This is a genomic window from uncultured Pluralibacter sp., assembly GCF_913775985.1.
Taxonomy (GTDB): Bacteria; Pseudomonadota; Gammaproteobacteria; order Enterobacterales; family Enterobacteriaceae; genus Pluralibacter.
Genome location: NZ_CAJYMB010000014.1, coordinates 38527 through 52229, shown reverse-complemented (window position 1 = coordinate 52229; position 13703 = coordinate 38527). Strand labels below are relative to the sequence as shown.

Here is a 13703-nt window from a genome sequence, read left to right as displayed (position 1 = left end):
CTCTGACAAAGTGTTATCAATCAAATCATGGAGAGTTGATTGATAATGCATGGATTTTGTTGAATCAACAGCAGCAGTTTCCGTGGGGCGCCGGTGGGCTGGCGCCGCTTTGTTTCCCAGCTTTTTACCAGCTCATAGCTAACGCCAACGGCAAGTGCAAAATCTTGCTGGCATAAACCGGTGGTTTCACGAATAGCTTTTACATCGATCTCACTAAAGGTATGGACGCGTTCAGGTTTTGGCTCTATCTCGCCTTTTTCAATCTTTACCATCTCTTCTGCACTGGCCAGCAGATCGGCAAATAGCTCGTCTTTCATCAGTTTCTTATCTCTTCCGGCGCTAAATTGGGTGATTCTGTCTGTAGAGGGTTAAAGCTTTTAAACACGCTGCATGTTCTTCTGAGCACAAAAAAACCTCTTTCCCCGGAGGAAAAGAGGTTAGCAATAGTTTGCGTTTGCTACTTACAGCTTCGGACCTGCCGCTACCAGCGCTGCGCCTGCCGGCGTGTCGGTGTACTTTTCAAAATTATTCACGAACAGTTTTGCCAGAGACTCGGCTTTTTCCTGCCACTGCTCCGGCGAGCCGTAGGTGCTGCGCGGATCGAGAATGCGGGTATCGACGCCCGGGAGTTCGGTTGGGATCTGCAGATCGAACATCGGCAGAGTAAAGGTTTCCGCATCGTCGAGCGATCCGTTGAGGATGGCGTCAATGATAGCGCGGGTATCCTTAATGGAGATGCGCTTGCCGGTGCCGTTCCAGCCGGTGTTGACCAGATAAGCCTGCGCGCCCGCGGCCTTCATGCGTTTGACCAGCACTTCGGCGTACTGCGTCGGGTGCAGCGTCAGGAACGCGGCGCCAAAGCAGGCGGAGAAGGTCGGCGTCGGTTCGGTCACGCCGCGCTCGGTGCCCGCCAGCTTGGCGGTAAAGCCGGACAGGAAGTGATACTGGGTCTGATCGGCCGTCAGGCGGGAAACCGGCGGCAGAACCCCGAAGGCATCGGCGGTCAGGAAGATAACTTTGGTGGCGTGGCCCGCTTTTGACACCGGCTTAACGATGTTGTCGATGTGGTAAATCGGGTAGGACACGCGGGTGTTTTCGGTTCTGGAGGCATCGTCAAAATCAATGCTGCCGTCGTCGCGTACGGTGACGTTTTCCAGCAGCGCATCGCGGCGGATAGCCTGGTAGATTTCCGGCTCGGCCTCTTTGGACAGCCGAATGGTTTTGGCGTAGCAGCCGCCTTCGAAGTTAAATACGCCGTCGTCGTCCCATCCGTGCTCGTCATCGCCAATCAGGCGGCGCTTCGGATCGGTGGACAGCGTGGTTTTCCCGGTACCGGAGAGACCAAAGAACACCGCAACATCGCCTTTTTCACCAACGTTCGCCGAACAGTGCATGGAGGCGATGCCCTTCAGCGGCAGAAGATAGTTCATGATCGAGAACATACCCTTTTTCATTTCGCCGCCGTACCAGGTGCCGCCAATCAGCTGCACGCGCTCGGTCAGGTTAAAAGCCACGAAGTTTTCAGAGTTGAGGCCCTGCGATTGCCAGTCCGGGTTAGTGCATTTCGCGCCGTTCATTACCACGAAGTCTGGCGTAAAGCTGGCCAGCTCTTCATCGGACGGGCGGATAAACATGTTTTTAACGAAGTGGGCCTGCCAGGCGACTTCGGTAATAAAACGCACGCACAGGCGGGTATCGGCGTTTGCGCCGCAGTAAGCGTCGATGATGAACAGACGCTTACCGGAAAGCTGACGGGTGACGAGCCCTTTAAGATGCTGCCAGGTCTCCTGTGAGAGCGGCTTATTGTCATTTTTGCCTTTGCCTTTATCGGACCACCACACGGTATCGCGGGTCGTATCATCGCGAACGATATACTTATCCTTCGGCGAGCGGCCGGTGAAAATGCCGGTATCGACATTGACAGCACCGAGATTGGTCAGTACGCCGCGCTCGTATCCTTCCAGAGCGGGATTAAGCTCCTCTTCAAATAAGGTGTCGTAATCCGGATTGTAGACGATGTCCTGGACACCGCTAATACCATAAGCTTCGAGATCCTGCGGGGTTAGACGATTAACGCGCATATCACTGCTCCTTAGCCAAGTGTACTGCCAGAGATTGTAGGGTTTTCTGAGGGTTTTTGACCGCGACGAGGCTCATAGATTTACGTATATCCTGACAATGTCGTACTTACGAAATGTGGTGACTCCTGTCACGAGGCGACAGGGATTATGGCAGGAATTGTTTTTGAGTTAAGGAAAATGTTCTTATTTGGTTAAAAGTTGGTTTAACAAACTGGCTTAATGTGAATGTAATCGCATTCATGAAACAAAATTACGAAAGAGTTACATGCAGGCGTTTGAATTCGATCGTCCGGGCGGGCAGGGGAACTGAATGCCCTCGTCCCGCGCAGAGGGCGGGCGAGGGCTGTGCTGTTGCCGGTCGGCTTAGTGGATCTGCGGATCGGCCGGGCTGGCGTTGTTGCGGATCTCCGCGATATCCATCGCGTTGAACAGATAGTGGCTGCCGCAGTAATCGCAGTGCATATCAATTTCGCCCTCTTCCGCGAGGATGCTGTCCACTTCTTCCTCTGGCAGGGTTTTCAGGGCTCCGGCGCAGCGTTCGCGCGAGCAGGTGCACTTAAACACCACCGGCTGCGGATCGTAAACCGTCACTTCTTCTTCGTGGTACAGGCGCCACAGCACGTCGTTGGCGGGCAGCGAGAACAGCTCGTCAGACTTGATGGTTTCCGTCAGGGTGGCCAGATGCTCGAAATCTTCGGTCTGGGCATCCTGGGCAGGCATGACCTGCAGCAGCATACCGGCTGCCGCCGGCTTGCCGGCATGCTCGCCGGTGCGGATGAACAGGCGGGTTGGCAGCTGCTCGGAGCGCATAAAATAATCTTCGAGGCACGCCGCCAGGGTATCGCCTTCCAGACCGACCACACCCTGATAGCGTTCGCCCTCAGCCGGCGCGATGGTGATCACCAGGTAGCCGTTGCCGACCAGCGTTTTCAAATCCGCGTCTTCCGGCACGTCGCCCTGCACGCGCGCGACGCCGCGCAGCTGCTGCTGGTTGTTGCCGTTGATTACCGCCAGCGTCATCGGGCCATCGCCCTGCAGCTGGACGGTAATATCGCCATCAAACTTGAGGGTGGCAGTCAGCAGGCTGGTGGCGACCAGCAGCTCAGACAGCACCTTTTGTACCGGCAGCGGATAGTCGTGCCCGGACAGCACTTCGTCCAGCGTCTCAGAAACGGTAACCAGCTCGCCGCGGACGGCAACGTTTTCAAACAGATAGCGGTGTAATTGATCGTGTTGAATCATCATTTTCTCTCTCAGGGCGCCGGCTATTCGCTGTCGCCGTGTTTAAATCTCATCAGATCGCGGCGCTCTTTTTTATCAGGGCGGCGATCGGGGTGGGGCATGGTGAGCGCATTCATCTTGCGGGCCAGCGCCGTTTTCTCACGCTTCTCAATGCTCTCTGCCGTTTCTTCGTATAGCAGCGCGGCCTCTGCCGCCGGCCTGCGCTGCTCGGTAATGGCTTTAATAATCACGGTGCGTTCATCATTGCCCTGGCGCAGGGTCAGGGTCGCGTTCAGCTCGACGATTTTACTCGGCTTGCTGCGCTGGCCGCTGTAGTGAACTTTGCCGCCTTCAATCATCTCCCGCGCCAGCGCGCGGGTTTTATAAAACCGGGCCGCCCACAGCCACTTGTCCAGCCGGACGCCCTGGGTAGGCTTCTCTTTCATTGCCATTGTGCATCCTTCATGTGATGGCCGGGATGAGGCTGCGGTAGTCATTCACCGCCGGATGGCGTTCATAGCGCTTCTCCGGCTGGCCGGAGTCAGGATTGGCCACGCCGAGACAGTAGCGAATGCCAAACCGGGCCGCGGCATCGAGGATCGGCTCGCTGTCGTCGATGAACAGCGTCTTATCCACGCTCAGGCCCGTCTCTTCGGCGACCGCCTGCCACAGGCGGCGATCTTCTTTCGGATACCCAAATGTGTGGGTGGAAAGTAATAAATCAAGGTGCGCGTCGAGGCCGGTGTTCGCCAGCTTCACCGCCAGATTGTATGGATGGGCGTTGGTCAGCAGAATGCGCCGCTTGCCGCGGGACGCCAGCGCATCGAGAAACGGGACGGTATCTTCGCGCATCGCCGCCTTCGGCCCTTCGGCTTCGGTCATGGCGCGGATATCCAGCCCGAGGCGCTCGCTCCAGTAGTCCAGACAGTACCAGTTTAGCGTATGCTGCACGGCCCGGTACTCCTGTTCCATCGCCGTTCTGGCCTCCTCGAGGCTCAGGCCGTTCTGCGCCCCCCAGGTGTGCGGCACCAGATGCTGCCAGAAATAGCTGTCGAAGGCGAGGTCGAGAAGCGTGCCGTCCATATCCAGCAGGACGGTGTCTACCGCCTGCCAGTCGATATAAAAATGCATGGGAGCTCCAGCCAGAAGAGGGCGCGACAGATTAGCATACCTGCCGCACTTGCGGACGATGCGGGATCAGCGATCTTTTGCGTTTGGCGGCGTTGTCGAAGGGATCAGCCCTGCGTTCAGGCAGCTCTCATAGTATTTATGAATGCTGTCCATCCGCACCCGGTGCAGGTGATAGCGGCGCAGCGCCTGAATGCCGTTCCACAGCGTACAGATAACCATCCCCAGCATCAGCAAGGAAGTGGCGATGTAGCGCCACAGTCCGGCGTTATCCGGCATCCGGTGCAGGTTAACGTGCGTCGTGCCGTTAGCATCCACAAAGACGTTGGTCACTATCCCCTGCGCAATGAACGGCGTGTGCATCAGCATGCTCGCCAGACGCTGGAATTCGACCCACTGTTCGTGGGCCGGATAGTCGTACAGCGACACGGAAGGCCACGGCTGGGAAACCATATCGTTACCCTCATCGCTGGCGAGCAGGAAGCCGCCCGGTGCCGGGCTGTTGAGCGCCTGCGCAGCGCGGGCCGTTTCCCGCAGCATGAATGGCGCCGTTGATGTGGTCACCAGGTTATCCAGCGACTCGGCGCTCACCGGGCGCAACAGGACGTTGACGCCGTTCAGCTTGCCGGCGCTGGCGCGGCGGATCAGGGTATCCCAGTCCCCGGTATTGCCCAGGTTGACCAGCGCGTTCTTTAAACGTACGCAGTCGCTGCCGGCGGCGCACAAATCCTGGGTTTTCTGCACGATATCGGCAAAATCATCCAGCAGCACCATTCCCGATTTTTGGATCGCCGAGCGCAGGGCCGGGCTGACCCGGGAGTCATCGTCGGCGCTGGGGTGCAGCTGGCGGCTTACCGCCTGCATCAGCGCCGTGGCTTTGGTCACCACTTCCGATTCCGGTAGCGGCAGGGCGGGGGCGTCGTTCCAGATAATCTGCGAGCAGTCGAAAGGCATAAACGGTGAACTGCTTTGCGCCGTCCAGGTGCCCGGCGAGTGGATGTTGCACATGCCGGTGCCCTTGATGCTGAGCGTGTCGCCGACGCGCACGCCGGTCTGCTCAAGCTGGGTAACGGTCGTGGCTTCAACGGTCTGCGCGCCTTTAAGCCAGGAGAGCGTAAATTTAAACGGCATGCCCAGCGGCACGCTGATCCACAGCATTAGTGCAATAATCAGCGCGCCGCCGGCCATGACTGCGCTGCGCAGCCACGGCTGGAGCGGAAAGTTGCATACTTCATCGTGCAGGGAAAGAAAGCGGCCCTGGCGGGCGACGCGGCGGTCGAGATAGATATCGATATCGGTCTTCTGACCCAGATCCTGAGTTATCCAGGGCTGCCAGTGGCGGGGATAGATAAGATCGATAATGCCGAGGGAGATATTGTTGATGTGCTCATGGTCGTTCTCGCCAAAGAGTCCCCAGTGCTTGGGGGTTCCGCGCAGGCAGTGGATCTCTTTGAGGGCGCTTTTTAGCGGTGAGCCGAACCAGATCCACAGGCCGCAGGCCAGCAGCAGCGCGCCGCCGCCGAGGGTCCAGGGCACAAAAACGTCCGGGACCATCAGTCCAAAATAGAACAGCAGGAAGGCGGCCACGATGAACAGGGCTTCCCGCAGGCCGTCCGGGCGCCCGAGAGCGTACTCTTCCGGGGTTTCCTGGCGAATACTCAGCAGCTCGACCTGCTCGCTCTCTTCCCCGCGAATTGAGGCCTGTGGCGTGGACTGCGGTTGCAGCGCATAGTTTTGCGCGTCCTGGCCGTGAGCGCGCAGGGTATGGCCGTTGAGGGCGATAACCAGCGGCAGCGAATCGGTATAGATGAGTTCAACCTCGTTCTCATCGTTAATGTACTGCTCCCAGGCTGGAGGAAGATGTACTTCAACGGAGTCGAGGAAATAACGCCATTTATTAAGATCGTCGGTGGTGATCCCGTAGCGCGTAATTGCGCGGGTAAGGATATATACGGTATTGCTCTGGGCGTTAAGGGTAAGTGCGGAGGGAGCCACGCTCGAGCCCGATACAGGGATAGTCAGCGTGCGGTTAACGGCATCGAGATAGCGCTCTACGGCAGAGAGCTCATCGTCGCTTAATTTGCGGGTGGTCGCGCCACTAAAAGTTGTTTGCAGCCATGATAGTCCCCGATGCTGCCTGCGCTGGCGCAGGTACCACGCGGCCAGCAAAATGCAGATCAGCACTGCAAGGAGAATCAAAAAGGTGCTCATGCTTTTCCCATCATCGTTTTTATAATTACAGGTTGCGTTGATTGCCAGGTGATATTGCCGCTGTCCAGCTGCGTTAGGGTATATGATATTGATTGTCACCGGACGCAACTTTTGAACATATCAAAAACCATTGCAAGCAAATATCGGCGGAATCTCAATTTGCCCCATGGGCTTGACCTCTCAGTATCGGGGTTACAAACCGGTTAAAGTTACAAAAATGTAAATGACGGACGACAGCAATTGCCTAAACTGTGCTATGTGTCGCACAATTACCCGATAACCACTGCAAAGACTCGCGATCATGGATAAACCCTTAAAAAAACCCATCATTCACCAGGTCGAAACCGTTGCCCGCTCGCAGCTGTTTACCGTTGAAAGTGTTGACCTGGAGTTCAGCAACGGCGAACGGCGAATCTATGAGCGCATGCGCCCCTCGAACCGGGAAGCGGTGATGATTGTGCCCGTGGTTGACGATCACCTGATCCTGATCCGCGAATATGCGGTGGGCACCGAAAGCTACGAGCTGGGGTTTTCCAAGGGGCTTATCGATCCCGGGGAAAGCATTCTTGAGGCCGCTAACCGCGAGCTGAAAGAGGAAGTGGGATTCGGCGCAAACCAGCTCACTTTCCTGAAAAAGCTCGGCATGGCGCCGTCCTATTTCTCCAGCAAGATGAATATTCTGGTGGCCGAAGATCTCTATCCCGAGTCGCTACCCGGCGATGAGCCTGAACCGCTGCCCCAGGTGCGCTGGCCGCTCGCCAACATGATGGCGCTGCTGGACGAGCCCGACTTTAACGAAGCCCGCAACGTGAGCGCCCTGTTCCTGGTGCGCGAATGGCTTAAAGCGCAGGGAAGGCTGTAGCATTTAGTTCAGCCATAAAAAAAGGCGCCGCGCGGCGCCTTTTTCGTCAGAAGAGTTCGTGACTCTCCCCGTTATCAATAATCGTCGTCCCCACTTCGTGCACCGCCTGTGTAGTCGGCTGGGTGCCATCAATGAAGTACTCCGGTCGGCTGTTGCCGCCGTTGGCCAGCTGGCCGGTGCTGCGGTCAATATTAACCGTAACAATGCCCTGCGGCGGCGTGAGCGGCTGCTCGGGCACGCCGTTTAGCACTACCTTCATGAACGCATCCCAGGCTGGCTGGGCGCTCTTCGCTCCGCCTTCGTAGCCGGAAATCTGATTCTTGATGGCGCCGGAGGCGCTGGTGCGGCCCAAATCGCGACGGTGATCGTCAAAGCCAATCCACACCGAGGTCACGACGTTGGCGCCGTATCCCGAGAACCACGCATCTTTCGAGCTGTTGGTGGTCCCGGTTTTACCGCCGATGTCGTGGCGCTGCAGGTCGCGGCCCGCGCGCCAGCCGGTGCCCATCCAGCCCGGCTCGCCGAAGATATTGGTGTTCAGCGCGCTCTTTATCAGGAACGACAGCGGGGTGGAGATCACGTGCGGAGCGTACTCCTCGGCGCCGGTGCGGGCTACCAGCGCCTGGTTAGCCTGCTCCAGATTCGGCATTGGCGTCTGGGCGGTTTGCGGCTCCTCTGACGTCGCCACATCTTCCACGTCTTTATTTTCCAGCACGTTCGACTTCGGCGTATCGCCATAAATCACCGGAATATTGCAATCCGCGCAGGCGACCCGGGGTTTTGCTTCAAACAGCACGCCGCCCGCGTCGTTCTCAATCTTGCTGATAAAGAACGGGTCCACCAGGAAGCCGCCGTTGGCCAGCACCGAGTAGCCGCGCGCAACCTGCAGCGGCGTAAAGGCGGCGGAGCCCAGCGCCAGCGATTCTGTATGAACAATGTTATCTGCCGGGAAGCCGAAGCGCTGCAGATACTCAGCGGCATAATCGACGCCCATCGCGCGCATCGCGCGGACCATCACTACGTTCTTTGACTGTCCCAGCCCCTGGCGCAGTCGAATCGGACCCGCGTACTGCGGCGGCGAGTTTTTCGGCCGCCAGTCGGAACCGGCGCCCGCATCCCAGCGTGAAATAGGCACATCATTGAGGATGCTGGCGAGCGTCAGGCCTTTATCCATCGCTGCGGTATAAAGGAACGGCTTGATGTTCGAGCCGAGCTGGCGCAGCGCCTGCGTGGCGCGGTTAAACTTGCTCAGGTTGAAGTCGAAGCCGCCGACCAGCGCGATAATTGCGCCATTGTGCGGATTGATAGAGACCAGCGAAGAGTTAACGTCCGGCACCTGACTCAGCCACCAGCTATCCTGCACCTGTCGCACCCAGATTTGCTGTCCCGCCTGCACCACATCGGTGACTTTACGCGGCGTGGCGCCCTGCTGGGTGTCTGAGCGGAACGGCCGCGCCCAGCGCATGCCTTCCATCGTTAGCGAAACGGAGGTGCCGTCCGCCATCAGCGCCGTGGCTTCGTCGAAGCGCGCGGAGGTCACTACCGCGGGGCGCAGCGGCCCGTAGAAAGGCAGTTTCTTCAGGACGTCGATAATTTTTTTGCTATCCAGCGGTGTTTCACCCACTCGCCACAGCACGCTGGCCGGGCCGCGATAGCCGTGGCGCATGTCGTAATCCATGATATTGGTACGCACGGCATCCTGCGCGGCCTGCTGATCTTTGCGGGTGACGGTGGTGTAAACCCGATAGCCGTCTTCGTAGGCGTTCTCGCCGTAGCGCTTAATCATCTCCTGGCGCACCATTTCCGTAAGATACGGAGCCGAGAAGGCGATTTCCGGCGCGTGGTAGCTGGCGTCAATGGGCTGGCGGCTGGCGTCGTCATACTGCGCCTGCGTAATGTAGTTTTCGCTCAGCATACGCGACAGCACCACATTGCGGCGCGCCAGCGCACGCTTCATAGAATAGAGCGGGTTGAAGGTCGATGGCGCTTTAGGCAGGCCGGCAATCACCGCGATTTCGCTGAGCGTCAGCTGATCTATCGACTTGCCGAAGTAGACCTGCGCCGCGGCACCTACGCCGTAGGCGCGATAGCCGAGATAAATCTTATTAAGGTACAGCTCGAGGATCTCATCCTTGCTCAGCAGCTGCTCAATGCGAATAGCCAGAAAAACTTCTTTGATTTTACGCGTGAGGGTTTTTTCCGGACTCAGGAAGAAGTTACGCGCCAGCTGCTGGGTAATGGTGCTGGCCCCCTGCGACGCGTGGCCGGAAAAAAGTGCAATGCTGGCGGCGCGGAAAATACCGACCGGGTCAACGCCGTGGTGCTCGTAGAAGCGGCTGTCTTCCGTGGCGATAAACGCTTTCACCAGCGCCGGCGGCATTTGCGCGAGGGTAACCGGAATGCGCCGCTTCTCACCATATTGCGCAATAAGCTCGCCGTCGGCGCTGTAAACCTGCATCGGGATTTGCAGGCGCACGTCTTTGAGCGTCGCCACGTCGGGCAGCTGGGGCTCAATAAACTTGTAGAGGCCGTAGATCGAGCCTGCTCCCAGCAGAATGCAACAGACTGCAAGGATGAATAAATACTTTACGAACTTCACCGGGAATTTCTCACATCGTGTCAATTGGGCAGTTTATAAACAAGCGGGCGGTAGTATAAAGGCAAGCCAGGAGCATTGATACAGCCGGAATGGTTTGAAGGATAAGGAGATCGTAATAATGACTTACCGCTACTGGCAGGCAGGTTTACATATTCAGGATGACGCAATGGTTTGCATCGCATTGCAGCAGGCGCGCGGCGGCTGGGCGCTGCGCCGATGGTGGCAGCAGGCGCTGACGCCGGACTCGACCGATGCTGACAGAACCGCGACGCTGCGCAAGTGGCGGCGGGAAATGCCCGTCCAGCATCGGATAGCGGTTGCGCTTCCGGCAGGTGGAACGCTCAGGAAAGTGCTGCCGGCGCCCGGGCTTGTCCTGCGGGACAGCGAGCAGGCGCAGTGGATAATCAGCAGCATGGCGCAGCAGCTTGAAATGGCGGAGGCGTCTCTGGCGTTTGACTATTGCCAGGCGACCAGGGGTGGTTTTCAGGTGACCGCCGCCCGGCAGCAGGACGTGCTGCGGCTGCGGAAAATGGCAAAAGATGCCGGACTTAATCTTGCCGCCGTAACGCCGGATGCCAGCGCGCTGCTGGCATTTTTGCCCTGGCTGCCGGACGGCGCTGGCGGGGTGAGCTGGTTCGACGGGGATCGCTGGCTGTGGGCCGCCGGAGAAGAGTGGGGCTGCGCAGATCATCCGGCGCCAGGCTCGGTAGTCTGCGGCAGCGGCATTAACGACTTCGATCCCTGGCACTGCCTGAGCCAGCTTCAGCCACCGCTGCCGGTAAACGGCGACACATTTACCATTGCCCTGGCGCTGGCGCTCGGAGGGCACCGCGATGCCGCCGCCGGTTAATCTGCTGCCCTGGCGGCAAATCCAGCGCCTGAAGGCCCTGCGTTTCTGGGGAGTGATGTTTGCCGCGCTGCCGCTGCTGTCGCTGGTCTTGCTGCTGCGCGGTCACGCGGCGCGGGTGCAGGGTCAGGCGCTGTCTGAGATTTACAGCCTCGCCGACGCGGCGCGCCTGCAGGCGTTTGCCGGGCGCGAACGCCTGCTGCGGGAAAGTCTCAAGCAGCAGGAGAGCCTGCAGCTGCGCCTGCAGCAGCGCGTGTGGACCGGGCGCTGGCAGGCCGGACTTACCGCCCTGGCGCAGGCGCTTCCCGAGGATGCCTGGCTGACCGCGCTGCGATGGCAGGGGAGCACGCTGGAACTTCACGGTCTGACCGCGCGGGTCGTCACGCTGTCGGCGCTTGAAGATGCCCTGAAAGCGCTGCCTGGATACCGCACCATCACCGCGGGCCCCGTGCGGCGGGATACCGAAGGGCGATGGGCATTCAACTATCGGCTGGAAGAGGCGCCCCGTGAGCCTGGCGCTGATTGACCGCTGGTGCGGACTCTCCGCAGCGGCCCGCTGGGCCTGCTGGATAGCTGTGCTGCTGGCGACGCTGTTCGCCGGGCTGGCGTCATATTCTGTTCCGCCGGCTGCGAAGCCTGAATCCAGGCCCGAATGGCGTCAGCTTTTAACGCTGCGCAGTCAGCTGGCACCTGTTGCGTTACCGGGCGCTGAGTCTTTTTCGCCGCTGAATATGCAGGCGGCAGGTGCTCAGCTGGTGAGCTGGCAGCCGGACGCGCGGGGCGGAGAGCTGAAGCTGGAGAGCGGATGGGCGAGTATTCCAGGACTGTTTCCCCTGCTGGCGCGCAGCGATACCGCGATCTTCGCGTTCAGTATTGCGCCGCAGTCGGAAAAGCTCGGCATCAGCCTGCAGCTGGAGATCGCCGATGACCGCTGAACGGCGTATTGCGCTGCTGCTGATGCTGCTGCTCCCGACGCTCACCGCCATGCGCGATCCTTTTCGCCCGCCGGAAGACCGCTGCCGTAAAGCAGAGCTTTCCCGCTGGCGCTACGGCGGTGCGCTGGGAATGGCGCCGCAGCAGACGGGATTCGTGCAAAACGCCGCCGGGCAGTGGCGCAGAGTAAAGGAAGGAATGCCGCTGGAGGGCGGGCGAAAAGTGCTGAAGATAGCTCCGGATCGGCTGGAGATAGCGCTTAACGAGGGTTGCGAAACGCCGTCGTGGCACTGGCAAAAAGAGGGACCGAAACGCAATGAACAGAAAAGTGCTGGCGGGCGTGCTGCTGCTCGTCTCATTTATGACGATAGCGAAAGAGAAAGCGAAACCCGTGACGCTGAGCGTTGATGAGGTTCCCGTAGTCCAGGTGCTGCAGGCGCTGGCGGACTTAGCCGACAGAAACATCATTATTGCGCCAGAGGTACGGGGCAACCTCTCGCTGCAGCTGAATAATCTGCCCTGGCCGCTGGCGCTGCAGGCCGTTTTAAATAGCGCCGGGCTCATTTCGGAAAACCAGGGCCAGGTACTCTATATCTACAGCAGCGCCAGGCTGGCGGAAAAAGAGGCCCGCCGTGAAGAAGCGCGGCAGAAGCAGCAGAAGTCCCGGCCGCTTAAAGCGCAAAGCGTGCCGCTGCACCATGCGGACGCGGCCGAGCTGGCAAAGGCGGGTGAAAAGTTGCTGGGCCCAAGAGGCACGCTGACGGCGGACTTGCGCACTAACCGGCTGCTTATCCGCGACGACGCCCGGCATCTGCCCGAGCTGCTGGCCTGGATCCAGGAGATGGATCTCCCGGTGGGTCAGGTAGCCCTTAGCGCCTTTATCGTGACCATTAATGAGAAAAGCCTGCGCGAACTCGGCGTTAAATGGGCGCTCGGGGATGCGCAGTCGGCTCCGGGAAAAGGTCAGCCCTCGTCTCTGGACGTCAATCTTGCGGTACCCGATGCGCAGACGCGAACAGGATTCACATTGGGCAGGCTGGGCGGGCGTCTGCTTGAGCTGGAGCTGAGCGCGCTGGAACGCAAGCATCAGCTGGAGATTATTGCCAGCCCGCGCCTGATTGCCTCGCATCTGCAGCCCGCCAGCATCAAGCAGGGTAGCGAAATTCCCTACCAGGTTTCCAGCGGCGAGAGCGGCGCCACGTCCGTGCAGTTCAAAGAAGCTGTTTTAGGTATGGAAGTTACGCCGACCGTGCTACAGCGTAACCGCGTTCGCCTCAAGCTGCGCATCACCGAGGATATGCCCGGACAAATGCTGCAGCAGGCGGGCGGGGAAGTGCTTGCTATTGATAAACAAGAGATTGAAACACAGGTTGAGCTTAACAGCGGCGAAACGCTGGCATTGGGCGGTATCTTCTCGCAAAAGAACAAACTTTCCCGCGACAGCGTCCCGCTGCTGGGAAACATTCCGCTGCTGGGGGCGCTGTTTCGTCACGATGGTAAAGACCGGGAAAGGCGGGAACTGGTGGTGTTCATTACCCCGCGCATTATTTCCGCCCAATAGCCTCTGAGGCGGTGATTTTTCTGGCTTAACTCGTTTCAGGAGTTTGACGTGACGCCAGATTTAGCATACAAGGAGTACCGATTTGAGAGTCGGTGCTCTCGTAGGGTCGTGATGAATAAAGTTGCCAAACCCGGCGGACTACTGAGATAATTTCCGATCTGACTCTCGCACTATCGCAAATGAGGTTTCAGTTCATGTCCGGCGTCGCTCGCATGTCTACGGCGCGGATGTATTATTAACAAATCGTCTTAGTAGTACCT

At 58.8% G+C, this 13703-nt stretch carries 13 protein-coding genes; 6 read left to right on the top strand and 7 right to left on the bottom strand.

Annotated elements, in window-relative coordinates; genetic code table 11:
- Positions 1–20 precede the first annotated feature (20 nt).
- The 6 genes from nadS to QZ766_RS02215 all read right to left on the bottom strand — a co-directional run bounded on the left by nadS (position 21) and on the right by QZ766_RS02215 (position 6641).
- Positions 21–317 (bottom strand): NadS family protein, encoded by a 297-nt coding sequence (gene nadS, locus QZ766_RS02240; protein ID WP_297196800.1) that lies wholly within the window; start codon positions 315–317, stop codon positions 21–23.
- A gap of 144 nt (positions 318–461) precedes the next feature.
- Entirely contained in the window at positions 462–2081 is a 1620-nt protein-coding gene (gene pckA / locus QZ766_RS02235; RefSeq protein ID WP_297196799.1) for a phosphoenolpyruvate carboxykinase (ATP), read from the bottom strand.
- A gap of 363 nt (positions 2082–2444) precedes the next feature.
- Positions 2445–3323, bottom strand: coding sequence for an Hsp33 family molecular chaperone HslO (hslO, locus tag QZ766_RS02230; RefSeq protein ID WP_297196967.1), 879 nt, complete (start codon positions 3321–3323; stop codon positions 2445–2447).
- Positions 3324–3346: 23 nt separating this feature from the next.
- Positions 3347–3748 (bottom strand): ribosome-associated heat shock protein Hsp15, encoded by a 402-nt coding sequence (hslR, locus tag QZ766_RS02225; RefSeq protein ID WP_297196965.1) that lies wholly within the window; start codon positions 3746–3748, stop codon positions 3347–3349.
- Between the two features lie 16 nt (positions 3749–3764).
- Positions 3765–4433, bottom strand: a complete 669-nt coding sequence (gene yrfG, locus QZ766_RS02220; protein ID WP_297196798.1) for a GMP/IMP nucleotidase — start codon at positions 4431–4433, stop codon at positions 3765–3767.
- Between the two features lie 66 nt (positions 4434–4499).
- The gene (locus tag QZ766_RS02215) at positions 4500–6641 is read right to left on the bottom strand and encodes an intracellular growth attenuator family protein (protein WP_297196796.1); all 2142 of its coding nucleotides are present in this window, start codon (positions 6639–6641) and stop codon (positions 4500–4502) included.
- A gap of 301 nt (positions 6642–6942) precedes the next feature.
- Between QZ766_RS02215 and nudE the strand changes: the two genes are divergently transcribed.
- Entirely contained in the window at positions 6943–7503 is a 561-nt protein-coding gene (nudE, locus tag QZ766_RS02210) for an ADP compounds hydrolase NudE (protein ID WP_297196795.1), read from the top strand.
- 46 nt (positions 7504–7549) lie between these two features.
- Here nudE and mrcA read toward each other — a convergent pair whose 3' ends face one another.
- Positions 7550–10102, bottom strand: coding sequence for a peptidoglycan glycosyltransferase/peptidoglycan DD-transpeptidase MrcA (gene mrcA, locus QZ766_RS02205; RefSeq protein ID WP_297196793.1), 2553 nt, complete (start codon positions 10100–10102; stop codon positions 7550–7552).
- 118 nt (positions 10103–10220) lie between these two features.
- Between mrcA and QZ766_RS02200 the strand changes: the two genes are divergently transcribed.
- Genes QZ766_RS02200 through hofQ form a run of 5 tightly spaced genes read left to right on the top strand, consistent with a single transcriptional unit; the run spans position 10221 to position 13443 of the window.
- On the top strand, positions 10221–10952 hold the full coding sequence (locus QZ766_RS02200; RefSeq protein ID WP_297196791.1) for a pilus assembly protein: 732 nt from the start codon (positions 10221–10223) through the stop codon (positions 10950–10952).
- Positions 10936–11475 (top strand): PilN domain-containing protein, encoded by a 540-nt coding sequence (locus tag QZ766_RS02195; RefSeq protein ID WP_297196789.1) that lies wholly within the window; start codon positions 10936–10938, stop codon positions 11473–11475. Before QZ766_RS02200 ends, QZ766_RS02195 begins: the two co-directional genes overlap by 17 nt.
- The gene (locus tag QZ766_RS02190; RefSeq protein ID WP_297196787.1) at positions 11456–11884 is read left to right on the top strand and encodes a hypothetical protein; all 429 of its coding nucleotides are present in this window, start codon (positions 11456–11458) and stop codon (positions 11882–11884) included. The genes QZ766_RS02195 and QZ766_RS02190 overlap by 20 nt, the downstream gene beginning before the upstream one ends.
- Positions 11874–12290, top strand: a complete 417-nt coding sequence (locus tag QZ766_RS02185; protein WP_297196785.1) for a HofP DNA utilization family protein — start codon at positions 11874–11876, stop codon at positions 12288–12290. The genes QZ766_RS02190 and QZ766_RS02185 overlap by 11 nt, the downstream gene beginning before the upstream one ends.
- Positions 12199–13443, top strand: coding sequence for a DNA uptake porin HofQ (hofQ, locus tag QZ766_RS02180; RefSeq protein ID WP_297196783.1), 1245 nt, complete (start codon positions 12199–12201; stop codon positions 13441–13443). Before QZ766_RS02185 ends, hofQ begins: the two co-directional genes overlap by 92 nt.
- Positions 13444–13703: the final 260 nt, after the last annotated feature.